This window comes from Bradyrhizobium shewense (genome assembly GCF_900094605.1).
Classification (GTDB): domain Bacteria; phylum Pseudomonadota; class Alphaproteobacteria; order Rhizobiales; family Xanthobacteraceae; genus Bradyrhizobium; species Bradyrhizobium shewense.
In genome coordinates, this window is record NZ_FMAI01000009.1 from 210,134 (window position 1) to 233,492 (window position 23,359).

The 23,359-nt window shown below is 61.5% G+C and carries 18 protein-coding genes and 5 pseudogenes; 12 read left to right on the top strand and 11 right to left on the bottom strand.

Going from position 1 to position 23,359, the window contains the following annotated elements:
- The first annotated feature begins 183 nt into the window (after window positions 1-183).
- From GA0061098_RS19225 to GA0061098_RS19245, 5 genes are all read left to right on the top strand, one after another.
- A complete protein-coding gene (locus GA0061098_RS19225) occupies window positions 184-3,195 on the top strand; it encodes an FAD-binding and (Fe-S)-binding domain-containing protein (RefSeq protein WP_165637467.1) in 3,012 nt (1,003 codons plus the stop codon).
- On the top strand, window positions 3,188-3,616 hold the full coding sequence (locus tag GA0061098_RS19230; RefSeq protein WP_091959287.1) for a GlcG/HbpS family heme-binding protein: 429 nt from the start codon (window positions 3,188-3,190) through the stop codon (window positions 3,614-3,616). The genes GA0061098_RS19225 and GA0061098_RS19230 overlap by 8 nt, the downstream gene beginning before the upstream one ends.
- A 668-nt stretch (window positions 3,617-4,284) precedes the next feature.
- Entirely contained in the window at window positions 4,285-4,512 is a 228-nt protein-coding gene (locus GA0061098_RS19235; protein ID WP_091959290.1) for a hypothetical protein, read from the top strand.
- Window positions 4,513-5,166: 654 nt separating this feature from the next.
- Entirely contained in the window at window positions 5,167-5,391 is a 225-nt protein-coding gene (locus GA0061098_RS43875) for a hypothetical protein (RefSeq protein WP_129590890.1), read from the top strand.
- Complete coding sequence (locus GA0061098_RS19245; RefSeq protein ID WP_129590891.1) at window positions 5,369-5,905, top strand: hypothetical protein; 537 nt, start codon at window positions 5,369-5,371, stop codon at window positions 5,903-5,905. The genes GA0061098_RS43875 and GA0061098_RS19245 overlap by 23 nt, the downstream gene beginning before the upstream one ends.
- A gap of 863 nt (window positions 5,906-6,768) precedes the next feature.
- Here GA0061098_RS19245 and GA0061098_RS19250 read toward each other — a convergent pair.
- Together GA0061098_RS19250 and GA0061098_RS43885 are read right to left on the bottom strand one after the other, a co-directional pair.
- Window positions 6,769-7,002, bottom strand: a pseudogene (locus tag GA0061098_RS19250) (hypothetical protein); the annotation flags it as partial.
- A gap of 1,050 nt (window positions 7,003-8,052) precedes the next feature.
- Window positions 8,053-8,355 (bottom strand): hypothetical protein, encoded by a 303-nt coding sequence (locus tag GA0061098_RS43885; RefSeq protein WP_129590892.1) that lies wholly within the window; start codon window positions 8,353-8,355, stop codon window positions 8,053-8,055.
- A 126-nt stretch (window positions 8,356-8,481) separates the two neighbouring features.
- Between GA0061098_RS43885 and GA0061098_RS45085 the strand changes: the two genes are divergently transcribed.
- Window positions 8,482-8,637 (top strand): hypothetical protein, encoded by a 156-nt coding sequence (locus GA0061098_RS45085; RefSeq protein ID WP_165637468.1) that lies wholly within the window; start codon window positions 8,482-8,484, stop codon window positions 8,635-8,637.
- A gap of 54 nt (window positions 8,638-8,691) precedes the next feature.
- Here GA0061098_RS45085 and GA0061098_RS19260 read toward each other — a convergent pair whose 3' ends face one another.
- Window positions 8,692-9,597 carry an FkbM family methyltransferase gene (locus GA0061098_RS19260; RefSeq protein ID WP_165637469.1) on the bottom strand — a complete coding sequence of 302 codons (906 nt, stop codon included), beginning with the start codon at window positions 9,595-9,597 and terminating at the stop codon, window positions 8,692-8,694.
- 193 nt (window positions 9,598-9,790) lie between these two features.
- Here GA0061098_RS19260 and GA0061098_RS46150 point away from each other — a divergent pair.
- From GA0061098_RS46150 to dapB, 5 genes and pseudogenes are all read left to right on the top strand, one after another.
- Window positions 9,791-9,994, top strand: a pseudogene (locus GA0061098_RS46150) (hypothetical protein); the annotation flags it as partial.
- 8 nt (window positions 9,995-10,002) lie between these two features.
- Window positions 10,003-10,414, top strand: a pseudogene (locus GA0061098_RS19270) (hypothetical protein).
- 1 nt (window position 10,415) lies between these two features.
- Window positions 10,416-11,143, top strand: a pseudogene (locus GA0061098_RS19275) (SOS response-associated peptidase).
- Between the two features lie 123 nt (window positions 11,144-11,266).
- A pseudogene (locus GA0061098_RS46155) lies at window positions 11,267-11,536 on the top strand (hypothetical protein).
- A gap of 1,778 nt (window positions 11,537-13,314) precedes the next feature.
- A complete protein-coding gene (dapB, locus tag GA0061098_RS19290; protein WP_091959574.1) occupies window positions 13,315-14,130 on the top strand; it encodes a 4-hydroxy-tetrahydrodipicolinate reductase in 816 nt (271 codons plus the stop codon).
- 153 nt (window positions 14,131-14,283) lie between these two features.
- Here the strand turns inward: dapB and GA0061098_RS19295 are convergent, their stop codons facing one another.
- From GA0061098_RS19295 to GA0061098_RS47235, 3 genes are read right to left on the bottom strand one after another with little or no spacing between them, the layout of a single operon-like run.
- The gene (locus GA0061098_RS19295; protein ID WP_245323430.1) at window positions 14,284-15,306 is read right to left on the bottom strand and encodes an SIS domain-containing protein; all 1,023 of its coding nucleotides are present in this window, start codon (window positions 15,304-15,306) and stop codon (window positions 14,284-14,286) included.
- 14 nt (window positions 15,307-15,320) lie between these two features.
- A complete protein-coding gene (locus tag GA0061098_RS47230; protein ID WP_347337535.1) occupies window positions 15,321-16,475 on the bottom strand; it encodes a hypothetical protein in 1,155 nt (384 codons plus the stop codon).
- Window positions 16,472-16,954 carry a glucosamine kinase nucleotide-binding domain-containing protein gene (locus GA0061098_RS47235; protein WP_347337534.1) on the bottom strand — a complete coding sequence of 161 codons (483 nt, stop codon included), beginning with the start codon at window positions 16,952-16,954 and terminating at the stop codon, window positions 16,472-16,474. Before GA0061098_RS47235 ends, GA0061098_RS47230 begins: the two co-directional genes overlap by 4 nt.
- Before the next feature lie 316 nt (window positions 16,955-17,270).
- Between GA0061098_RS47235 and GA0061098_RS19305 the strand changes: the two genes are divergently transcribed.
- Window positions 17,271-18,164 carry an N-acetylglucosamine-6-phosphate deacetylase gene (locus GA0061098_RS19305; protein WP_245323437.1) on the top strand — a complete coding sequence of 298 codons (894 nt, stop codon included), beginning with the start codon at window positions 17,271-17,273 and terminating at the stop codon, window positions 18,162-18,164.
- 608 nt (window positions 18,165-18,772) lie between these two features.
- Here the strand turns inward: GA0061098_RS19305 and GA0061098_RS46165 are convergent.
- The 5 genes from GA0061098_RS46165 to GA0061098_RS19325 are packed head-to-tail and all read right to left on the bottom strand — an operon-like array spanning window position 18,773 to window position 23,307.
- On the bottom strand, window positions 18,773-19,063 hold the full coding sequence (locus GA0061098_RS46165) for a type 2 periplasmic-binding domain-containing protein (RefSeq protein WP_245323431.1): 291 nt from the start codon (window positions 19,061-19,063) through the stop codon (window positions 18,773-18,775).
- Window positions 19,064-19,107: 44 nt separating this feature from the next.
- A complete protein-coding gene (locus GA0061098_RS19310; protein ID WP_245323432.1) occupies window positions 19,108-19,860 on the bottom strand; it encodes an extracellular solute-binding protein in 753 nt (250 codons plus the stop codon).
- The gene (locus GA0061098_RS43895; protein ID WP_129590893.1) at window positions 19,857-20,231 is read right to left on the bottom strand and encodes a hypothetical protein; all 375 of its coding nucleotides are present in this window, start codon (window positions 20,229-20,231) and stop codon (window positions 19,857-19,859) included. The genes GA0061098_RS19310 and GA0061098_RS43895 overlap by 4 nt, the downstream gene beginning before the upstream one ends.
- Entirely contained in the window at window positions 20,231-21,964 is a 1,734-nt protein-coding gene (locus tag GA0061098_RS19320) for an acetolactate synthase catalytic subunit (RefSeq protein ID WP_091959309.1), read from the bottom strand. Before GA0061098_RS19320 ends, GA0061098_RS43895 begins: the two co-directional genes overlap by 1 nt.
- Complete coding sequence (locus GA0061098_RS19325; protein WP_091959313.1) at window positions 21,961-23,307, bottom strand: aspartate aminotransferase family protein; 1,347 nt, start codon at window positions 23,305-23,307, stop codon at window positions 21,961-21,963. Before GA0061098_RS19325 ends, GA0061098_RS19320 begins: the two co-directional genes overlap by 4 nt.
- Window positions 23,308-23,359 lie beyond the last annotated feature (52 nt).

The window sequence follows — 23,359 nt, forward strand, 5'->3', positions numbered from 1 at the left end:
GCTTGTCTTGGCGCTAGCGTCGTCGGCCCGAATTGGGAGCCTCCGGCGAGCCGCTCGCATATCACTATTCGCCGGGCTTGTCCCTCGCCCGGCGGGGTCCGTCAATGCCCAAGAAGCAGGGCTCGCTTGCCAAGGGCCGTGACGGGAGGCAAGACGGTGCCGGCGAACAGGCGAAAGCGGACCATGGCGGCGGAAGTGGCTGGAAAATCATCGGAATCGGCTCAAAAGGGTGGCCTGGCGGCACGCCTGGCCCGGGAAATCACCGGTGACGTCCTGTTCGACCGTTTCAGCCGTGGCCGCTACGCCACCGACGCCTCGTTCTACCAGATCATGCCGGCCGGCGTGGTCGTGCCCAAGACCATGGACGAGGCCTTGCTGGCCCTGGCGATTGCCCGCGACGAGGGGCGCAAAGTCACCCCGCGGGGCGGCGGCACCTCGCAATGCGGCCAGACCGTCAATGACGGGATCGTGGTCGATCTGTCGAAACACCTGAACCGCATCCTCTCGCTCGACGTCGAGGGCCGCACCTGCGTGGTCGAGCCCGGGATCGTGCTGGACGATCTCAACCGCCAGCTCAAAAAGCACGGCCTGTGGTTTCCGGTCGACGTCTCCACGGCCTCGCGCGCCACCATCGGCGGCATGGCCGGCAACAATTCCTGCGGCGGACGCAGCTTGCGCTACGGCACCATGCGCGACAACACGCTGTCGATGGAGGCAGCGCTGGCCGACGGCACGCTGAGCCGTTACGGCGAGGTCTCGCGCGATCTCTCCGATCTCGACGCCGGCAACAGCACACGCGCCCTGTTCCGCGACATGCTCGATCTCGGCACGCGCGAGGCCGATGAGATCGCCGCGCGGTTTCCCAAAGTGCAGCGCCGCGTCGGCGGCTACAATCTCGATGCGCTGGTGCCGCGCAATGCGCGCAACAACATGGCGCACCTTCTGGTCGGCTCCGAGGGCACGCTGGCCTTCACCACCAAGGTCGAGCTGAAGCTGTGGCCCGTGATCCGCAACAAGGCCCTGGGCGTCTGCCATTTCGGCAGCTTCTACGAGGCGATGGACGCGGCCCAGCACCTCGTCAAGCTGAAGCCGATCGCGGTCGAGCTGGTCGACCGCACCATGCTCGCGCTCGGCCGCGACATCGCGATGTTCCGCCCCATCATCTCTGCCGCCATCAAGGGCGATCCGGACGCCGTGCTGGTGGTCGAATTCGCCGAAGAAGACCAGGCGGACAACGTCCTCCGTCTCAAACAGCTCGGTGAGCTCATGGGCGATCTCGGCTTCGGCTGGACCAACGACAAACGCAAATGGGGCGGCGTCGTCGAGATCACCGAGCCTGCATTGCAGAGCGGCATCGCCGATTTCCGCGCCGCCGGCCTCAACGTCATGATGTCGATGAAGCAGGAGGGCAAGCCGGTCTCCTTCGTCGAGGATTGCGCGGTGCCGCTGCCGCACCTCGCCGACTACACCGCACGGCTGAACGAGGTGTTTGCCAAACACGGCACCAGCGGCACGATGTATGCGCACGCCTCCGAAGGCTGCCTGCATGTGCGCCCGGTGCTGAATTTGAAGCTGGAGAAGGACGTCAAGGCGATGCGCGCCATCGCCGAAGAGGCCTTCGCGCTGGTGCGCGAGTACAAGGGCTCGCATTCCGGCGAGCATGGCGACGGCCTGGTGCGCTCCGAATTCCACGAGACGATGTTCGGCGAACGCCTCGTTGCCGACTTCCGCGAGGTGAAGCAGCGCTTCGATCCCGATGGCACGCTCAATCCCGGAAAGATCGTCGATGCACCGAAGATGGACGACCGCTCGCTGTTCCGCTTCAAGCCCGACTATCGCGTCGGCGAGCTAAAGACGAAGCTCGACTGGTCGGCTTATCCCGGCGCCGGCGGCGGCTTCCAGGGCGCGGTCGAGATGTGCAACAACAACGGGGCCTGCCGCAAGCTCGAGGGCGGCGTGATGTGCCCGTCCTATCGCGCCACGCGCAACGAGAAGGACGTCACCCGCGGCCGCGCCAACACGCTGCGGCTCGCGATCTCCGGCCAGCTCGGCCCGGATGCGCTTTCGTCCGACGAGATGATGGAAACGCTCAAACTCTGCGTCTCCTGCAAGGCCTGCCGCCACGAATGCCCCACCGGCGTCGACATGGCCAAGATGAAGATCGAGGTGCTGGCCGCGCGTGCCGCCTCGCACGGCCTGACATTGCGCGACCGCCTGGTCGGCTATCTCCCGCGCTATGCCGGCCTCGCATCGCGGCTAGCGCCGCTGGCCAATTTGCGCAACCGCAGCCCGCTGCTCCGAAAGCTGTTCGAACGCTTTGCCGGCATCAGCGCGCGCCGCGCCCTGCCCGCCTTCCGCAGCGACGTTTTTGCGCCAGCGGCTGGCGTGGTCGGGCCCGTTGATGGCCGTGAGGTCGTGCTGTTCGCCGACACCTTCAATCGCATCTATGAGCGCGAGAACCTCGATGCCGCCCTGCGCGTGCTCGCGGCCGGCGGTTATCGCGTGCATCTGCCGAAGCCCACCAGCGGCGGCCGCCCGCTCTGCTGCGGCCGCACCTTCCTCTCCGCCGGCCTCGTCGATGAAGCCAGGGTCGAGCTCGATCGGCTGGTCGCTGCCTTTGCGCCCTTTGCCGCGCGCGGCGTGCCGATCGTCGGCCTCGAGCCGAGCTGCCTGTTGACGCTGCGCGACGAGCTCGCCTCGCTGCGCAAGGACAACGACGCCAAGGCGGTCGGCGCCCATGCGCTCACCTTCGAGGAATTTCTGGTGCGCGAGGCCGAGGCCGGCCGGTTGCAACTGCCGCTCGGCACCATCGCTGACGAGGCCGTCGTCCACGGCCATTGCCATCAGAAATCCTTCGGCGCCCTCAAGCCGGTCGAGCAGGTGCTGCGCCTCGTCCCTGGCCTTGCGGTCGAGACCATCGAATCAAGCTGCTGCGGCATGGCCGGCGCGTTCGGCTACGGCGCCGACACCTATGAGGCCTCGATCGAGATGGCCGAGCTGTCGCTGCTGCCCGCCGTGCGGCGCGCAGGCCCGTCGACGCTGGTCGTTGCCGACGGCACCTCCTGCCGCCACCAGATCCATGACGGCACCCAGCGCGAGGCGCTTCACGTCGCGCGCGTGCTGGCGATGAGCCTTGATAATGCCGAATCCAATTCCTCAACCAACTCAATCGCAAAGGAAACCAGCCATGGCTGACCTCACGCTCGACACCGCCCGCAAGATCCTCGACGCCGCCTTCGCGAAGGCCGGCGAGCTCAAGCTCAAGCCGCTGGTCGTCACCATCCTCGACGCGCGCGGCGTGCTCAAGCTCGCCGCCGCGCAGGACGGCACCAGCCTGATGCGCGGCGAGATCGCACACGGCAAGGCCTATGGCGCGCTCGCCATGGGCATGGGCTCACGTGCCCTGTTCCAGCGCGCCCAGGAGCAGGCCTTTTTCATCGACGCCGTGAACACGATTGCCAAGGGCGCGCTCGTGCCCGTCCCCGGCGGCGTCCTGATCATGGACGGCGCGACGCTGCTCGGCGCGGTGGGTGTCTCCGGTGACACCTCAGACAATGACGAGGCCTGCGCGGTGGCGGGTATCCAGGCGGCGGGGCTGAAGGCGAGTGCCGGATAGGTTCGTGAGCAGCACCGGCTATCACAAAGGCGCGCCGATGCCGAGAGTCGCGGGCTCGATCATGGAAGCAGGACGAGAATGAACGGCTTATGGACTTGCTGCGGACACCCCGACCGGCTTCTGCGCATCACCAGGGCCTACCATCTCGTAAACTAAAATCCTCATTCGAGCCCAGTTGATGTCAAGGTTGAAGGCCGTCTTCGGCGAAGAGATAAAAGCGAATTGAAAGACCCATGCCACCCGCCCTGCCCGATCGAGCAGACTTTCCCCACGTTTTTGAGACGGGCAACTACTAAAAGATGGGAGATTTCCGATGGCAGCTGCAGACCCCGTATCGAAAGATTTGCAGTCGCGCTTCGGCGGCGGCGACTTTGCCACGTAGGAACGTTTCGACCCCTGTCGAGTTCGCAGTGGCATCGATCCTTTGGTTGCTCGTCGAACGATGGAAAAGGTGGTCGGCTACGCCATTTCGGCACTCATTGTGGGCTTCGGTCTCTGGATCCTTGTTGCTGGCGTGGACTCAAGCTCAGCTGCCCTATGGACTGTCGTGGGGCTGGTCCCCATCACAATCGGGCTGACAAGCGCTTTCGGTCTCTCCTGATACATTCGCTCACACCTGAGCGGAAGACGGCAAGGCAGCAGCTCAAGTTGTCTCTAGAGAGGCAACCATGGACTTAACCGACTTCGAGCGCGCGTTCCTGAAACAGCTATCTACCGAACCGTGGATCAGCACTCCACTGTTCGATCACGAACTCGTCGCGCGCTTGGTGGAGTTGGGCCTGATTGACTCGATCCCCAAACATCAGGCGGAACCGAATACCCAATTACCGCCGCGAGTGGCGTGGCTTGGACCGAATAGCGAGTGCGACCGGGGCTACTTGCTCTCTCCCACATAAGCTTGGGGGTATTCCAAACTTAGGTCAACGCATCTGCATTTTCCGAATCGACGTTACGTGGTCGCTCGCCAGTGCGTCGAGTTCAGGGGTGTAGGCGTGAGCCATTTTCTGTCGATGCTGCTGCTAACAACAGCCGTGATTCTGACCATCTGCTTCGGAGTGGCAGCCTGGCGCCTCTCTGACGAGCGGGAGATCGACATCACAGGCCAGATCACGCGCCAATCCCACGGATGGGAGGGGCCGCCCTCCCGATAGTCCCTGCCCAAGCCTCCAGCCCTTTGTGGCGTGAAATCGTCGGCCGCACTCCGATGGCATGTTCCTTGCGAAGCCGGTCAATCTCCGTCGGTCCTGGCAGGGAGCCGTTTCTCGATGAAACAGAAATCTCGAGTCTTAAAGAAGCGCAAACCCACTCTGACACACATGGTCGCCGATCTGATGAGATTGCTTAAAGCAATGGCTGACCTGGAGAGATTGAGAGAGAAGGTCCGGCTCGCTGAGAACAGGCCCCATTAACCGAAGGGGGTTATCGCCAAACCGCCCTTGCGCTCGCTTACCGGTCACGCTTCATCCGTATTTTTACCGGTTTGGCGAAGGGCCTATTGATCTCGCGCAGCGGTTGAGCTTGCCTAATCCCTTTCGAGGGGGGATTTCAGTATGCGCATTTTCATGATGACGGCGGCGTGCGCCATGCTGGCCGGCTGCATGACGGCCGACGAGACGGTCTCATTCAAGGCCTCCAATCCGCAGCAACAAGCTCTCATGAGAGACGGACAGCCTGCCCTCGTCATCTCGACAGAAAAGCTCCGTGGTCCTCGTCCGACCGGCAGCACGTCAGCTCCAAGCGAACGGCCGGCCCGTGTTCGTGGTGGGCATCAATAAGCTGAGCCGCCAACCCGTCGAGTTTCGGGTCGGACAAGTCGAAGCGGTGCAGCACGCCGCCGGATCGGACTTCGAAATGAAGATCGTCACCTACGAGATGCTGGTTCAGGAGGAAAAGAACCGGCAGGTCGCCGCTGCGCTGCTCAGCGGCGTTGCAGCTGGCGCCAACGCATACAGCGCCTCTCGGGCCGGCTATGAAAGCTACACGACGCCGAGCGGCCGCATCGGCACGTTTTACAGCCCGACGGCAGCGGCGATTGCACAAAACAGCGCGGCCGCGCAGAACGAAGCAATGATCTCTGCGATCATTGAGACAGGTCAGCGCAGCATGGCCGTGCTCGAGCAGGCGGTGATCAAGGACAACACCCTCCTGCCCGCCGAATGGTACAGAGGCCAACTGCACCTTGCGCCACCGACCGACCAGGGCGGAGCTCAAAAGAGCTACACGATCGTGATCACTGTCGGGCCCGATCGCCATGTCATTGACGTCGCGCAAAGCCCGGCTGGAGCATAGCGAAGGAGGTGCGGCCGGACTTCCAGAGTGGAAATCAGAGGCTTACAAATAGTCCCGTGGCGGCCCCAGCATCGGCCGGGGGCATGATGATGCTGGGGCTCCGGATAGGTTCCTGCCCCGTGGGACCGAGACCGTCGCCGCAGCATCAAGCCAGAGGCAGAGAGGACGTTCCCGCGTCCCCTCTCAATCTGGTTTGCTGTGGCCGAATCCGCACAGCCCTTCCAGACAAAGGGCCGCAGGAACCGCTGTGGGGCGGCTCCTGCGGCCCTAGCCGCGACGTTCCGCACGATTGGCGCGGCGCTGCAATCACTAGCACAGCGGCCCGCCAGCGTGAACCGACGCGCGCTGTCTTTGCTGTCGAACTCAGATCAACGCGAAGCTTTCGCGCGCGCAGCATTCAAGTCCGCTTTAATACCTGAGATCGCCGTTTCAGCCGGCCGTCGACTTGGGGGCGGTTCACTGAGGTCTCGCGCCCATGGCGCTGCTGATCGAACTGCAGGAGCTGAAGTGAACTGATCAGAGCCGCAAGCAGAGACAAGTAGGCCAGGAAGGCCGACCAATAGCGCCCGCGTCATCGCATGGATGCCCATGCTCGTCTAACCGAGATGTCTCCGAATCGATCCCTGGGATCATAAAAACCCCCGACGTCGACGGCCTGCGGGTTTTCAATGCCTTCGTTCAGGTTTGTTTGCCGCGCATGGAGTTGATGACAAACTTTCGCTTTGCGCGGCCTTGTCCCTTCATTATTCCGCCCGCACTCGAGAACCCACGCTCGGCAGCAAGCTGCTTGCAGCTATCTAAACTGCGGACAAAGCCTTTACGAGACATGCCCTGCTGAGCCTGCACGGTACCGGCGGCCAGAGCAGCTCGAGCTCCATCGTCGACTGGCGGTCGGCCTCGGCCTTGTTTTGGGGGGGGTCCTCACCCTGGGCGACCCGGCAGGGCCTGATCTCGTAGTCGTTGTCGAGCACCCGGCGTGGCCCGGGACGCTCCTCGTCGGCGCTGACGTCCACGACCAGGCCGCTCCTATACGCGAGCTTCCAGACGTCGGATTCACTCGGATAGGCCTTGCTGATCTGGGCGTCGTTGCAGAACAAGGCGTGTGATGTCTGCGAGTCGCCGCTGGCGAATAGCGTCACGTCGTGCCCGAGGGCCACCAGCTCTTCCGTCAACCAATGCATGCGAACTGGCGGGCCGTGGCTTCGGGATGGGCTTTAATGGCAGCCCGTTCTCCCGGATCAGATTACGCAGCTGCCAAGGGCAATATTGTACAGCAGCGCGCGCGTCGGGTTCTCGCCATCGCAGGCTTGATCGCACAGGGGATGGGCTTTCTTGCCGTCCCGGTTCGGGTGTTTGTCTGCCCAAGCATTTGATTGCCGGGCGCGGCAGCCGGATGGGCCCCGCATTGCCGGTCCTGGACCACAGCTGTCGAAGATCTTCTTGATCAGAGAGTCGCCGCGTTTAGGTCTCGGCTACGGCTGGACCGACCCACAACCCGGCGGACTACTCCCTCGGCTACCGCTAGCTGGAGGCGGAACAAAGCTCATCGCGCGGCATCGGCCGAAATTGGTGCCCATATCTGTTTGAGGGGCAGCTTGGCGCGTGTCTCGTCCGAAAGATCGCCGTAGGCGCGGAACAGGGCCTTTAGTAGGTCCGGCATTTGCCAGTGGCGCAGCCTGAAAAAATTGTTGTCCGACTCCTTCTGGGCTACAGCGAAGATCAGCGCCCCACAGCACTCTTGCGATGCTGTAAATCGAAAGAACAGCCGGGCGACGTGCCGCGCTCCGCTGGCGCGGGACCAAAGAACATCGAGGAAACTGCGCCGTCGGCAGTGGGTGATCAGCTGCCGCTCATTACGGCTGTCGCGCGACTATTCACAGCGACGCCTACCAAGAGCTCTCCCACGTCGGCTGGCAAATCCAGTATACCCGCGCCCCGGCGCGCCTCATTTCACAGATTGTCGTTCGCGGGAGAGTGCACTTCTGGCGGACGGGGGCTGCGATGACCTGCAAGCCCCTGCCGAGCCGACAATAACTCGGGATGAACATGCAAGTCGGCCGCCGCACCGAGCTGATTTGGAGGCCCCTCGTAGGGCCTACAAGCCTTCGGCTTGGCTTAGACGGCGAAACACATCAAGTTTGCAGCCTCTATCTAAACCTGGCGAACTCCGCAGCGAAATCGATGCCTAACCAACGCGCCAGCGCGAAAAGGAGGAGAAGTATGGCGACCGGACCGAGAAATCTCCTCCAGTAGTTGAACATGGAGAGATAGGTGATCAATACGAAAATTGCCGATGCTTTGAACAGAGAATCATTCACCGCCAACTCGAACAAATAGAACATCACTCCGATGTTTGCGGCACAAATTGTCCTGAAGGCAAACGCTGTTGCTGATCGCGTGAATTCTGGCCGAAAGACCCGATCACCCTGTTCATTCGCTGCAATCGCCATGCAATAGCCCTCATCCTGAGTCCCGAGTATTGAACCACTCAGAAAGACTAGAGCGCAACCTTGGCGCTAGTTCCAAGTTCCATTTAGTCGACGTAAATTAGGTTGCTACGAGATAGGGAACTCACGATGAGCAATCAGCCCGATCAGGATCTCGAGATAAACTTCTGGGTCACCGCGATCCTGGCGCTCGCGCCGCCGCTTTTCGCGGGAGCAAGCTTCATTGGAGGGTGCTGGTGGTTCACGCCGGCTGCACTGTTTCGAAATTATTGTTTAGGGCAGTAAACAGTCGCCGCGGCAGCTCATCCAACACTTGGCGTCCTTATTTGCTCAGCTGAGCTAGCGCCTGAAAATCATGTTGTAGACCATGACCTTGCCGTGGTCGCGCCCGGTATTCCCCGGCACATTATCGTCCCGGTACATGCCGCAGGCCTTCATGACGTCGGTAATCTGGCTGACCTCGGAGAGATCGTTCAGATCAAGCTCGACCAGCACAGACTTACACTGAGGATCGGCAAATGTCTGTCGACCGCCTGCCACCACGGCGCGCTCAAGTCCGTCCACGTCGATCTTGACGTAGTTCGGGGTCGGCATTCCGAAAACAGAAACAAGAGCATCGATCGAAACGCCTAGCGCGCCTTGAAGATGCGACGGCATGAACGTCTCCCCCTGATAGTCAGTCGATGTCCCGAAAGCATGCAGGGCGCTTGCTTCTTCGTTATCCCGCATGTGCAGATCAGCAACCTTGCACTGTGCGTCAACCGCGACAGCTAGCGCCCTCATTTTCTTGTCAAGCTTGTTCGCAATGATATTCCGATTCAACGCCGTGAAGTTTGCCGCGGCCGGCTCAAAGGACGTGACCACACAATCTCGAATCACCGCGGCATAAATCGAAAAGGTCCCGATATTTGCCCCAATATCCCAGAAATGGGATTTACGTTCGAACCCATCGATCCACGCGATAGTCCCCGGTTCTTTCGTGAGGGTTGATTTCGCACGCGCTAGAGCCGCCTTGTTCAGGCAGTCAAACTCAAAGAACTTATCGCCATGGTGGACAACATGACGAAACCGCGTCTGAACGAACTCGGTCCCGTTATGGCTGGCCCACACGGCATCACACCAAATCAGAGCTCGAGGCTGCCATTTTTGCGCGTTTATATACTGGAGCACCTCGGCTTCGCGCTCATTATATTCCCAGACGCGCCGCGCGCTTCCATCAGCGTCCCGGATATCGTCCTCGGTCACCACCTCAATCGCCGCTAAGACTTCCGGAGACGATCTAAAGTAGGCGTATTCTTCGTGCTTGTATCGATCTAGCTTGTTTTTTCCGAACATGGCTGGAAACTAGATCACCCGCGAAGTTCCGTAAAGCCTGCTGTTCGCGACCGGCTATGGACCCACTCTTTTTACCGAGAGCCCTTCCGGGACCGGGACGCGGCGGCTAAGCCAGATTCCTCAGCATGTCTTACGGGTGGGCTGCCGCCGGTGCGGCAGGCTGGTTGAGATCCAGAAGGTCGACGCCACCCGCCTCTATGGTCCAGACGCGGCCTGGAAGGAGGTCGGCCAGCGGCTATTGGACAATACCTGTACTCAGCGTACAGGCCGTTACGAAGAGGACGGCTGCTGGCCGACGTTCGACTAGGCCGGCGAATGGCGCCCAAGTACCATCCGACACCACTCTCCGGAAGCGGCCGAAAGGCACTCGGCAAAGAGCTCAGCAAGTCCCGTGCGATGACCACGATTCTCGGGCTGCAATCGGCCGAAGCCCTCATCCGTCAAGCCGACAAGCTGCTGTGTGAATCTTGGAACGAGAAGATGTGGGCTGACGGAGGACCAATCGATCCCTCCCCCACAATCGACCAAGCTTACTCATGGTTAGATATCGCGCTGCAAGACAAAAAGGGATGTCGATCTGGCTGCGTTGCGGCACCCGCCGGCGACGGCGGTTCACGACTTGTCGAGCCGGCTCCGCTGTAGCAAGTGCGCGAAGGCCGGCCGTCGGCCGTCCGCCACGCTCCTGCAACTGACGGCACGCCCTCGCGAGACCACTTCGGAGACTTGACGTGTGCAATCTCTACTCGATGACGAAGAACGTGGACGCGATCCGTCACTTGTTCGGTGCGCTCAGTAGCAGCGTCGGCAACTTGCCGAGCATTCGGGCATCTTTCCGGATTATCCAGCACCGATCATGCGAAATGCATCGGAGGGGCGAGAGATCGTCATGGCACGGTGGGGCATGCCGTGCTCGTCGGATGCCCTGATGAAGGCGACGAAGAAGCGAGTTGAGAAGCTCCAGGCGAAGGGCAAGACGGTCGACTTCAAGGAACTGCTCCGGATGGAGCCAGACGGCGGCATGACCAACATCCGCAACACCAACAGCAAACATTGGCCGCGCTGGCTCGGACCGGACAATCGCTGTCTGGTCCCGCTGACGTCATTTTCCGAGTACGACACGATCGAGGACAAGAAGGTGCCCGTGTGGTTCGCTCTCGACGCTTCTCGTCCCCTCGTCGCCTTCGCGGGCATCTGGACGAATTGGACATCGGTGCGGAAAGTCAAGGAAGGAGAAGTCACGATCGATATCTTCGGTTTCCTAACCTGCGAGCCGAATGCGGAGGTGAAACGCGTCCACCCAAAAGCAATGCCAGCGATTCTGACGACTACGGAAGAATATGACACTTGGCTGCGTGCCCCTTGGGAAGGGGCCAAGGCGCTGCAGCGCACACTTCCTGATGGCACGCTTAAGATCGTCGCAACCGGCGAAAAGGAAGACCCAGAGACCACGACCTAGTTCTGCACAGGACGCGGAACACGTGGACAAGACTGAGGCTCTGCAAAGTAGAATCCCTGCCCTGTGCTAATCGCACGGAACCAGCCAGGGCCGGAAGGATTCGTCCCGGCAGGAGCGACCTCTATGCTGATGACGAAAGAGCGATATCGACCGATCCGCACACTTCGAGGCTGGGCAATCTCGGTGCTGCAAGAAGCTGGCGCCATTCGCGAGTGCGAGGAGCATGGCTGAATGCAGGAGCGTGCCGACCCTCACGCACGCGACCGAGCCCTAAATATCGCGAAGCAGGATCCTCCGCCCGGTCTTTCACCGAACCAAGCGATGGCTGAAATTCGGGACGTACTGGACTCGTTGGGCGATATCTGCCCGGAAAGCCCACCTCATGATCTCTGACACCGTTACGGCAAGCGTAGAGATGCCTCCTTTGTTCTCAGCATAGCGGTGCCACCGGGGTCCGCTTAAAGACTGGCTTAGATTGCAGATCTCGCCATCAAGGCGTGGCTCGCACGGGTTAACGCGCCAAAAGTGGCGCTCTACTCCATCTAAACCCGCGACCCTAAGAGCACCAATGCAGTTCTCGAGATCGCTCGGCGGAAGTTGAATCATTCTCGCCATAAGCGAGCTTGAGCCATGTGGATCTATCTTGCGAGCGTGAAGCAACGCCATCCTGGCATCTTCAGTCATATCTAGCTTCGCTAAGGAAGCAGCCTTAATCCGAAGGGCCGGTGCCCAAGTTGGACGAACGGCCAACGCCCGCACCGCATGTTTGACGGCGTCTTGATAATTCTTCAACACAAAGAGCGCCAAAGCATACGATCCGAGATAGGCGTATCCGGCTGGGTCGCGGGGATTCAACCGGATGCCACGACCGATCGCCGTAACTGCTTCGGCTGCATTCCCCGCTGCAAGCTTAGCCAGCCCGATAGCATACCAACTGAAGGGCGAATTGGAGTTCAGAGCAATCGATCTTTCGGCCAGCTCGGTGCTTCGCGCTAGTTCATGTCCGAGGCAAACCTGCACGAGTGCAGCGAGACTTAAGGCTTCGGCATCATCCGTGCCGCGCAATATGGCTTGTTCGCAGTATGATGGCGCCCAGAGTGCGGGAGAATACAATCTCGGGACGGCGGCCAACGAACGTGTAAAATCCTGCCCGCGACGCGCAGCCCGATGCCTCGTCAAAGCAGTGACCGCCGCCTCAGCCCCGCACGTCGACACTCCGCGACATGGTGGCAGATCCGAGGCCCGTTGAACACCGCACCTTGGCGTGAAAAACCCGCCGACCTTACGACCGGCGGGGAGTTGACTGAGATGCAAGTGGGCTATTCCGGTTGCAACAAATAAAGAGCAACCCAAAACTGGGACCAGGCCTACTTCTTCATGCAAAGTCCGACAGTCGGCGAAGTGCTGCACTTTGCGCCGTCGGAGGCGCCGCCGGTCGGGCAGAACACAGAAACCAGCGCTTCGCTGTTATCGCAATTTACGGCGCCATCTGCCTGTACCGCTCGGATGTTAACAGTTGCAGGGTCGCCCTTCTCCCCCTTGTCGCCTTTCGGCCCTTGCGGCCCCTGCGGCCCTTGTGCACCGGCTGGTCCCTGGGGACCGAGAACGCCCTGGATCCCCTGAGCACCTTGCGGGCCGGCGGGGCCCTGCGGACCCGGGTCGCCTTTTGGTCCGGGATCTCTCCCACATCCTGCAAGTGCGAGAACAGCGACAAACGCCACAGCAACTGGGAATTTCGGCATGTTTCTCTCCCTGTGAACCTGCGGCATTAAGCCGGTCCCAGCGAGGCGCCGCAACCGCTCGCGAGTGCACCTCCGACTTTGTACAAATGGTGCGCTTACCCTCGCGCGGTCTTGCGGGCGCTCGGAAGCCAAGCATGCGGCTATTTCATGCTTCGTAAGCCAAAGGGACCTTCTGTAGAGTAGCCGCGCGGATTCTGTGAAATGCGCCTGGCCAACCAAGTCAGCACTTTCATTGGGAGAAATTTAAGTGCGGTTGGCAGCCTGGCGGACCGGCGTAAGATGGGACAAGAAAAGACGGCACGCGAGTTATATTCGGACGACTGTGGACAGAGTTAGGCATGAGCTCAGCGGCAGTGAACGAGTGGAGACTTACAAGTCCACTCTGAGGATTCAAATGGAACAACACCAATGGTCTTTGAGGGTCACACCATGTCCGATATGCGCTTGATTGTTGCCGGAGCCGGCGGCCGGATGGGCCGCGCTTTAACGCGGGCCATCGCGGAGCGCCAAGGAGCGGTGCTCGTCGGTGCGTTGGCAACGCCGGGCTCGGAGCTGCTCGGTCAAGATGCCGGTGTGCTGGCCGGTCTTCCCGCCAACGGCGTGAAGGTCTCCGCCGATCTCTGGGCTGTATCGAAGGAAGCCGATGGCATTCTCGATTTTACCGTACCGGCAGCGACAATCGCCAACGTCGCGATCGCGGCCGAGCGCGGTATCGTTCACGTCATCGGCACGACCGGTCTCTCGGACTCCGATGACGCAGTGATCAAGAGCGTCACGAACCGTGCCATCGTTGTCAAATCGGGCAGTATGAGCCTCGGCGTCAACCTGCTCGTCGCGGTGGTCCGGCGTGTGGCCAAGGCGCTCGACGAGAACTTCGATATCGAGATCGTCGAGACTCATCACCGCCGAAAAGTGGATGCACCCTCTGGCACTGCACTGATGCTCGGACAGGCCGCAGCCGAGGGCCGGGGCGTTTCACTGATAGACCATTCCGTTCGCGGTCGCGACGGTATTACCGGCCCGCGAAAGAGCGGCCACATCGGCTTCGCCTCACTGCGTGGCGGCACCGTAACCAGCGACCACCAGGTGATGTTTGCCGGGCCGTTCGAGCGGTTGACACTCTCGCATCAAGCTGAGGACCGCATACTGTTCGCCTATGGTGCGCTAAAGGCGGCCCTATGGGCGCATGGCAAGAAGCCTGGGCTATACTCCATGTCCGACGTGCTGGGTCTCGCCGGAATGTGATGGATGAAACAATAAATCAACAGGTTGCAAAGCCCAAAGGCTCGATGCCGTACGAGAACTTCCTTTTGAACTCTCGGTTTGCTATTAGCGGAGCGCGCAGAGATGGCCCCTCGCCCCCCTGTTTAGACGTGGGCGGTATACTCGAAAAGCGGCTCAGAAGGTCCATGTCACCTTTCTCAATTGGGGCGGTCGATCGGGATCAAATCCCCATTCCCTCGCCAGACGTTCTATCAAGCGATAGAATGGCACCAGCATTGTGATGACGTCCGTAGCGGGATGATCGTCGCCAGGCCACGGCAAACTGCTATCGGGTCCCCCACACAGATGTACCGCAATCCCGCTCTCGCGTAGTTCAGCCGTGACAGCATCGATGACGGCGGCCGTTTCGTCGGCAAGACGCATCATGATAACGGGGGTTCGGGAGGACAAAGCGGCCCGTGGGCCGTGCTGTAGTTCAGCGGCGCTGTACGCCAACGACGGCAGCCGCAGAACTTCGGCGAGCTTTAGTGCGCTTTCGTAAGCTACGCCCAGCCCGAGACCTCGCGAGGCCACAAATATAGCGGACGCTTTCTTGAGATCCGCAGATAGTTTGCTCCAATCGAGAGCGGGCGCCCGATCGAGGCGCCCGGGTAGCCGGTCAAGTGCTGATCGGAGAGCCTTATCATTGGCCAACTCGGCGATAAGTCCGGCGCCCGCGGCCATCGAGGCGATCATGGTCTTTGTAGCTGCTACCGACTGATCGGTACCTGCTTCGACCGGAATGATGAATTCAGCCGCGTCGGCGACTGGAGACGGCACTAGATTGACGATTGCAACGGTGCGAGCTCCCGAATCTCGCGCAGACCGCGTTGCAGCTACGAGATGGGGGCTGGCCCCGGATTGCGAGATTACGATGAAAAGCGCGTTCCTCAGCGTCACGGGCTTGCGGAAGGCAGTGACAACGGAAGGTGCACTCGCTGAGACAGCCAGATGAAGCCGCGTTTCAATGAGATAGCGCAAGAATACCCCGGCGTGTCCGGAGCTTCCGCGGCCGCACAGAACAGCAAGCGGCGCAGCTTCGACGTTAAGGCGTTGCGCAATGGCAGCGATCGAAGGGCGGCTGCGGATGACGCGGGCCGCAACTGCTGGGCTCTCGCCAATTTCGGGCGCCATCGCGGAAGGTGCGGTCTCCACCATCGTTCACACCTCTGTCAGCTACGATTGTCGAGCACACGGCGCAGATTTCCTTTATGGCTCAACAGAATGCTCTCAGCCTCCGCTAGGTCATAGCCGAGCACGACAAGAGCGGCAGTCTTGATATTTCCGCCCGTTCGCGAGAGGGCGGAGGCGGCTTTCGCTTCGCTGCATCCCGCGATCCGAGCGACCATGGCTTCCGCACGCCGCTTCAGCTTTGAGTTCGTCGGTCGCATGACCATCATGCCGCGATAGACGCGGCCAAGACGCACCATTATGGCCGTGGACAGCAAATTCAGCACGACCCTCTGCGCCGTTCCCGCCTTCATCCTCGTCGAGCCAGCGATCAATTCCCGTCCGGTCCCCACTAGCACGGGATAATTCGAAGACAACAGCAGCGGCGTGGCACGGTTGCAACGCCTATGGTGACCGCTCCACAGGCACCCGCACGCTGCAAAGCTGTCACGGTAAAAGGGGTCGTGCCGCTGGCAGCGACCGCGATCACCACGTCCTGCGCAGACAGCTTGGCGGAATCGATCTGGCGGATCGCTTCGGCAACATCGTCCTCGGCGCCTTCGACGCTGGTGACGAAGGCTCGGCGCCCGCCCGCAATGATGAAGTGGGACCCGCTCTTGAAGCCATGCGAAGGTCGGCATCAACTCTGCCCCGTCTTGCACGGCTACTCGCCCCGAGGTGCCGGCTCCGACGTAGATCAGCCGCCCGCCATCGCTGGTCGCATGAAATGTGACAGCCGGCGCGCCTTCCGCAATCACCTCATTAGGGGAAAATCGGCGGCGCGCCACCATAAGCGCACCAGCAACTGCGTCGGCGTGCGGTGCTCTGAGCCTGGCCCGCAAATCAGGCGTCAGCCATGCTCCGAGCTCGGCCGATAGGCCACCGACTAATGACAAGCGGTCGACGCCCCTCTGCAAGAACACGTTGAGCAGATCACCGATTGCGCCCGCAGCATCTTCGACGATGCGCCGGCCAATTGAATCGCCCTGGAGTGCGTGCCGAAACACCATAGGCGCGAAGACCGCATGGTCCGAGGCTGTCGCCTGCTCCGACCAGGCAACCGCCTGGGCGTCGCAGTCAAACCGAGCAAAGACCTCATTGAGCAGCGGCGACCCCTCGCCGCGTCCATCTGCCGCGAGCAGCGCGCGTCGGATCACCTGCAATCCGATATCAGCCCCACTGCCCTGGTCAGAGACGGGAAGCCGTATCCGCCAACACGCAGTTCGCGGCCACAGACGATTCCAACGCCGATGGAGCCCGTACCAGCCACCACGATTGCGCCATCCGCACCACCGTGGGCTCCGAGACATGCGACGAGGCCGTCGCTGACGAAGTGAACAGATGCAAAAGGATGCGCAATCTGCATCAAGGCCGTATGAGCGCCGCGCCGGCTGAGACCAGCAATGCCGATTCCGGCGTGGATCGCAGGGGAGTCCCGGGCAGCCAGTCCAGCCTGCGCCGCTGCAGCAGTGCAGGCGTGCATGACCGAGGACCACGCCTGATCGATGCCAAGGCGCGTGGTTGCCGGCCCCGAGCCGCTCTCGCCGAGCACCGTGCCGTCCTCATCCTCGAGGCGCGCCCGGCATTGCGTGCTGCCGCCGTCCACTCCCAGGTAAAGTGGGTCCTTTCCGCTCATGACGTTCCAACGCACAGACCTCGGTTGTAGGTCCAGTGTGACCAGGCTGCCCGGTCCAATCCGAACCTTTCCTGTTGCCTCGGGTTGACCGTAGATTTTGCGCTAACGGCCAAGCGGTTAACTTTCATGGTCCACGACAATTCGACGGCCCATTTCAAGATCGCTACACCGCAGATGTTCGACGGAACCAGCATGCAAGGTCCTGCGGAGGTTACCGTCCGGCGGAATCATCGAACGCGTCAGCTTTGGACAGGCAAACTCGCCCGAAGCAGTCGCCCTCCCCGAAGACGCCATCCTTGCGCCTGGCTTCATTGATATCCAGGCAAACGGCGGCGGCAGTGTCCTTCTCAACGACGAGACGACGGAAGAAGGCGTGTGCCGCATCGTTGCGGCTCACCGCGAGTTTGGGACGACCAGCTGCCTACCAACCCTCATCACCGATTTCACCGACGTGATTGAGCGCCTGGCGGCGGCCGCGGCCGACTGCATCCAAATACCCGGCGTTCTCGGCTTTCACTTAGAAGGGCCGGCCCTCAGCAAAGCACGCGAGGGCGTCCACCTTGAGTGTCACATTGGTGCGCTTACGAGGCGCGATTTATTGGCAATGCAGAGCATCGGCCGGCATGGTCGCTCCATCGTGACGATCGCCCCGGAATGTGTGGCATCGTCAATCATTGACGAATTGATCCAGATGGGTTTTCGGGTCTCTGCCGGCCATACTGACGCTAGCGCAGCTGAAGTCAGAGCGGCTGCAGATCGCGGGATGAGCGGCATAACCCATCTTTTCAATGCGATGTCGCAACTCACCTCACGCGAGCCGGGCGTCGTAGGTGCCGCGTTGGATGACGATCGGCTATTCGCCGGCGTCAACTGTGACGGGATCCACGTCGATCCCGTTAGCCTGCGTATCGCCGCGCGGTGTAAAGGGGCCAATCGCCTGATGCTGATCACAGATGCGATGCCCCTGATCGGTACAGATCATCGGCAATTTGAGTTGCAGGGGAGACGAATCACGCTGCAAGATGATCGCTTGACCGCCCCGGACGGCACACTTGCGGGCGCCCATCTGACAATGATCCAGGCCGTACGCAACGCCGTAGCATTGGTCGGTCTCACTCTTACTGGGGCATTGACTATGGCCTCACGCACTCCCGCGACCTTCCTTGGCATGAACTTAAGTGGGACTTATCGCACCTGGGTATCGCGCTGACCTCGTTGCGTTCCGTAGCAATTTCGACGTCATCGAAACATGGGTCGCCGGTCGGGCTGTTTTGGCGAGCCTTCCTAAAATAGGATGCTATTACGCCTTGTTGAGGCGACCTAGCCCAAGTAGGAAACGTCCCTCTTGACGCCAGCGGAGAGCGACTTTTGCTGAAGGGCAGTACCCTTGCGAGTTGGGGCGATGTGCTCTGCCCGATCAAGTACCTTGATGAAAAGGTCTGCTCGCACGCGAGCGCAAACTCACTACATCACCAGCGTCTCGCAACAAACAATCTAGTCATTCTTAGTCATGGCCGCAGCCACTTAACTCAGACGACAGCGGGTTCTAAGCCATTCTATCAATACCAAGTGAGTAAAGCGCTCGAATGTCCAGGACGTGTACTTGAGGGGAACAAGTACTGTCAGCATCGTGGATGCGACGGGAATCTCTACTCCGGATAGACCAGTGAGTACCGACAGTGCGCAGTGCTCCGTCTCAGCAAGGGTGGCCAGACGGAATGCATCGGCAATTTCCGCGTCACACTGTTTCGGTTTGACCGGGAACGACCGCGACCACGGGGCTGGAGAAGTGACAAAGTCCGATTTGATATTGTTGTGCTACTGCCGCTGAATCCAGACGTTCCAGGTGTCAAGCATTCTGGCTTGGTTGGCAGCGATCCAAGCCGAATCGTGTTTGACGATGGCCTGGAAGGCCTCTGGCGAGCTCGGGATGTTGGCGCGGGCGGCCTCGCTCATCATCGCCACGGCGTCGAGACTCGGCGGGGTGACGCTGAGACGTTCTGCGAGTCTCGCCTGCACGCTGGGATTGTCGAGATAGAACTTCAGCAGCGCCTCCGCTCCAGCGGAGTTGGGGCCGTTGCGTAGGATCTGCATCGTGTCTGCGAGCATGAAGGCCCCATCGTAGGAAAGCTGAACGGGCTGGCCTTCCGCCTTCAAAGCCGAGGCGCGCGTGCCCAGATCATGCCGACGACGTATTCGCCGTTGCGGAAACCCTGCTGGCTCTGGTCGCCGGTGCGCCACCAGATCTGGATTTGCGGTTTGATCTGGTCAAGCTTCTTGAGGGCTCGATCGACGTCGAGCGGGAAGAGCTTGTCGGCTGGCACCCCGTCGGCAAGGAGCGCGGCCGCGAACACGCGCCAGGGATCGTTGAAGCTCGGCAAGGCGCGTGGACCGGGAAAATGGACAGTATCCCAGAAATCCGCCCAGCTTCGAGGTTTTGCGCCTGAGAAGTGCTCGGCGTTGAAGGCGAGGAGTGTGGCGTTGAACGTGATCCGCACTCCCGCAGGATTGCAAGTCTTATCGACCAGATCTTTGCGCTCCCCGAACTGCTCGCAAAAGCCCGAAAGGTCACGGGTGAAGGATCGATTCTGTTTCGACTCCGCCGTGATGTCGACGTTGTTAATAATATCCCACGTGACCTGGCCTACGCTCGCCATGGCCTGGGCGCGCGCCCGCTGCTCGGAATCGGTAGCGATGACGGTGCTGACCTTGATCCCGGTTGCCGCGGTAAAGGGCTCGAACCAAATCTCCCTTAGTGTCCTGTCGTAGACGCCGCCGGTTGTAGCGACGACTATCTCGCCTGACTGAGCCACCGCCGAAGTTGTGAGCAGTAGGCTCAGCCCGATCTGCCGGACGAAGTCCGCGCCTGTGGGGTGACGACGGCCGCGTGCGCTTGGCTTGGTCATGTTTGGGAACCCCCTCGATGTCCACTGATTTGGCCGGCGAGAGCGATGCCCAATTGCGGAACGCGGCTGGATCCCGGGTGAAGCCAGGTACGCTCGTTGTGAACATGGTGAGGTTGGTCGGATCGATGAACCGCTGTTTTCCCGAGCTCGGCAGGCTCGTTCTTCAGATAAGGCCCTTCCGGTACGAATCGTCCATCGCCCAATGCCTCGGCCGAAACGCTTTGAGGAGCCTCCCACATCTTCTGGAGATGGAGGCGCTGCGAGTTGAGCAAAGCGGCCGCCCGGCCTTCCATTAAAATGACTTCGGCTGGGGCCACGCCAATGCCTGAGCTGCCGCCGGAGATGACACCAACCCTGCGGGCGCGTTCCATCAGACGAACTCCCGTTCGGGAACGACAGCTGGATCGAGCGTGCCGTCAAAGAGGGAAATCGCCGGGTGCGCGTCTGAATCGGTGGTGATCTCGACCAGGGTCGCGCGCTCTCCCTGCAAGGCGTCGCGCAGCGCCGGGAGGATCTCCGCAGGTGTCTCGACGCGCGTGCCGATGCTACCGCAGGCTCGGGCGATCGCGACGTGATCGACCGGAGCAAAGTGGCAGGCAGTGGTGTAGGTTCCGAACTTCACCGTTTCGGCATCCTTCTGATAGCCAAGAACGCCGTTGTTCAGCACGACGACGGTCAGCGTAATGCCCATCCGCACCATGGTCTCGAGTTCCGCCCAGGAATGGGCGAACCCGCCGTCTCCGACGAGCGCGACCACTTGGGCAGTTGGCTTCGCGACCTTCGCGCCGATAGCGAGCGGCAGCCCCCAGCCGAGACCAGCCAGACCGCGCGGAGTCAAAAACCGCATGCCCGGCGCCAGTCCCCGCAACTGACCGACGATCCACATTGAGGAATAGCTCGCATCGGCGACGACGATCGTATCGGGCGTCAACAGCGTTTGCAGTTCGGCCATCACGCGTTCGGGCCGGATCGGGCTCGTGTTGTGACGCGTGAGCAGTGCGCGGGCGGCTTCAAACCGGCGCCAAGCCTCGGCGATGCGGGACTCAAGAGCGGACCGCGCCTGTGCGCGCGAGGACAAGTCCATCGCGCAGAGCGTCTCCGTTAGTGCGCCGATCGTCTCTGCAGCATCGCCGACGAGGCGAATCGCTTCGTAGTTGCGGCCTATTTCTTGCGGGTCGATGTCTATCTGGACGAGACGAGCGGTCGGAGGCACGAGCCGCCAGTTGTCGGTGCCGTTCTGGTTGTTACGCGTGCCGATCTGCACGATCAGATCGGCCTCGGCGAGCAGCGTGCGGCTGTGCCGCCCGAGTGAGGCCGGCCCCACCAAGGCGCCGAGCACGCCACAGGACAAGGGATGGCGCTCGTTCACCGCCCCTTTTCCCATGTTGGTTGTGAAGACGGGCAAGGCGGCGATGTCCTGCAGCCTTGCCAGCGCAGCCGGGGCATCCTGCGAGAGGGCGCCGCCCCCGGCCATGACAACGGGATGCCGAGCCGCAGCAATCAGGCGGGCGACAGTCTCGATGTCGGCTTGGGCCGGGCGGCTGCGGTCGAGGGGGAATTTGCCATAGCTCGCGGTGCGCGCGACCGCGGAAGCTGTCGCGGCCTCGCGCAGGAGATCTGCCGGCAAGAGCAGCACGGCCGGGCCGGGTCGGCCGCTTGCGGCAGCAATGAATGCCGCGTCGACATAGTCCTCGACGCGATCGGCGCCCGAGAGCCGCCGCGTCCACTTCGCGCAGGACGCGAACAGCGCGATGTGGTCCAGCTCTTGAAAGGCGTTCTTGTCGACCTGATGCCGTTCGACCTCCTGGACCAGCGCGACAATCGGTATGCTCGCCTTCAGCGCTTCCGCCAGGGGCGGCACGAGGAGGGTCGCGGCGGGGCCGTTCTGCGCGGCGACGACAGAGACACGCCCCGACACGCGTGCGTAACCGTCGGCCATTGCGCCGCCCATGTTTTCCTGCCGGTAAGCGATCTGCCGGATGCCTATGGCCTCGGCGGCGAGGATGACGGCCGAGGGCAGGCTCTGCCCGAAGATCACCTCGACGCCATGGCGCTTCAGGGCACAGGCGATCAGTTGGGCAACACTGGGAATGCTCTTGGTCATGCTGCGAGGCTTTCGATCAGATCACTGCGCCTAGCGAGAAAGTCGTCGAAGACTGACGCGACGTGATCGGTGTCCGCGGTCGTCATCGGGGTGGAGAGGCAAGCTGCCGCGCCACTAGGAAGAACGATGCCGTTCTCTGCGAAAGTGCGGCCGAGCTCTTTCATGACATGCGCTTGCACGGCGGTCGGCGTCGCCTCCCGGAAATCCCGCGGTAGGATCGCTTTCGGATGGATCCGGAAGAGAGAGGCGGCGCCGGAAACCGAGAGAGGCGCGTGGTGCCTTGCAATCGCGGCCATGAGTTGTTCGCGTAGTCGATCGCCCAGCCGTTCGAGATGGTCGAAGGCAGCACGATCCAGGGCTGTCATCGACACGAAACCAGCAACCATCGACAGTGGATTGGCGGAGAAGGTACCGCCCTGAGGAAGCGCCGGCTTGCCTGCTGAGGCATCGAAGACGCTCATGATCTCGCGGCTGCCAGCAATCGCGCCGATAGGGAGGCCGCCACCGATGATCTTGCCGAATGTGAAAAGGTCTGGCGTCAGGCCGTAGCGGGCCGAGGCGCCTTCATAGCCTTGCCGGAAGCTCAACACCTCGTCGGCAATGACAAGAACGCCGTGCTGTTTTGCAGTTCGCTGGATCGCAGATATGAATTCCGCCGTCGGAGCAATCAGGCCGGCCCGGCTCGGCATCGGGTCGAACACAATCGCCGCCAGATGGGCCGCGTGGGTTGCGATCTGCCGTTCCACGAGTTCGACATCGTTGAAACGGAGCAGCACCACCTCGCTCAGAACTGACGCTGGCATCCCATGATAGTAAGGGACAGCCGCCGGCGCGGCCGCCTGGCCCCAATTGCTTGGCGTGCTCCCCTGGCTGACTTCGACCCAATCATAGGCACCGTGATAGGCGCCCTCGATTTTGGCGATCGCAGAGCGTCCGGTGAAGGCGCGTGCGGCCTTGATCGCGAACATCACAGCTTCAGAACCAGTATTGACGAAACGGATCGTCTCGACGCCAGGGACGCGCCCGCAGATCAACTCCGCGAGGCGGATCTCCGCCAGGGTTGGGCTCGCGAAACAGGTGCCGGACTGCAACTGGCGCGTCACCGCGTCAATCACGGGCGCGAAGCGATGACCATGGATGAGGGTGGTGAAATTGCCGTTCAGGTCCAGGAAGCGGCGCCCGTCGAGGTCGACGAAATAGGCGCCTTCGCCCCGCTCCATGTACCGCGGAATGGGATCCCGCTCGATCGTCACCCGCGTGGTTCCGTCGATAAAGACGTTGCGTGCTCGCTGGAACGCTTCCTTCGAAGCACGTCCTACGGAGGAGTGACCCTCAGTCGTCATTGCTGTCATTTGTTCTCCACCCGAGCCGTGAGGCGTTGCGGACGGCGAGATC

What these genes read in the sequence shown, in the direction of transcription:
- GA0061098_RS19225 (WP_165637467.1), top strand. Translation starts at nt 184, where the DNA reads ATGGCGGCGGAAGTGGCTGGAAAATCATCGGAATCGGCTCAAAAGGGT.
- GA0061098_RS19230 (WP_091959287.1), top strand. Translation starts at nt 3,188, where the DNA reads ATGGCTGACCTCACGCTCGACACCGCCCGCAAGATCCTCGACGCCGCC.
- GA0061098_RS19235 (WP_091959290.1), top strand. Translation starts at nt 4,285, where the DNA reads ATGGACTTAACCGACTTCGAGCGCGCGTTCCTGAAACAGCTATCTACC.
- GA0061098_RS43875 (WP_129590890.1), top strand. Translation starts at nt 5,167, where the DNA reads ATGCGCATTTTCATGATGACGGCGGCGTGCGCCATGCTGGCCGGCTGC.
- GA0061098_RS43885 (WP_129590892.1), bottom strand. Translation starts at nt 8,355, where the DNA reads ATGGCGATTGCAGCGAATGAACAGGGTGATCGGGTCTTTCGGCCAGAA.
- GA0061098_RS45085 (WP_165637468.1), top strand. Translation starts at nt 8,482, where the DNA reads ATGAGCAATCAGCCCGATCAGGATCTCGAGATAAACTTCTGGGTCACC.
- dapB (WP_091959574.1), top strand. Translation starts at nt 13,315, where the DNA reads ATGTCCGATATGCGCTTGATTGTTGCCGGAGCCGGCGGCCGGATGGGC.
- GA0061098_RS19295 (WP_245323430.1), bottom strand. Translation starts at nt 15,306, where the DNA reads ATGGTGGAGACCGCACCTTCCGCGATGGCGCCCGAAATTGGCGAGAGC.
- GA0061098_RS47235 (WP_347337534.1), bottom strand. Translation starts at nt 16,954, where the DNA reads ATGAGCGGAAAGGACCCACTTTACCTGGGAGTGGACGGCGGCAGCACG.
- GA0061098_RS46165 (WP_245323431.1), bottom strand. Translation starts at nt 19,063, where the DNA reads ATGCTCGCAGACACGATGCAGATCCTACGCAACGGCCCCAACTCCGCT.
- GA0061098_RS19310 (WP_245323432.1), bottom strand. Translation starts at nt 19,860, where the DNA reads ATGACCAAGCCAAGCGCACGCGGCCGTCGTCACCCCACAGGCGCGGAC.
- GA0061098_RS43895 (WP_129590893.1), bottom strand. Translation starts at nt 20,231, where the DNA reads ATGGAACGCGCCCGCAGGGTTGGTGTCATCTCCGGCGGCAGCTCAGGC.
- GA0061098_RS19320 (WP_091959309.1), bottom strand. Translation starts at nt 21,964, where the DNA reads ATGACCAAGAGCATTCCCAGTGTTGCCCAACTGATCGCCTGTGCCCTG.
- GA0061098_RS19325 (WP_091959313.1), bottom strand. Translation starts at nt 23,307, where the DNA reads ATGACGACTGAGGGTCACTCCTCCGTAGGACGTGCTTCGAAGGAAGCG.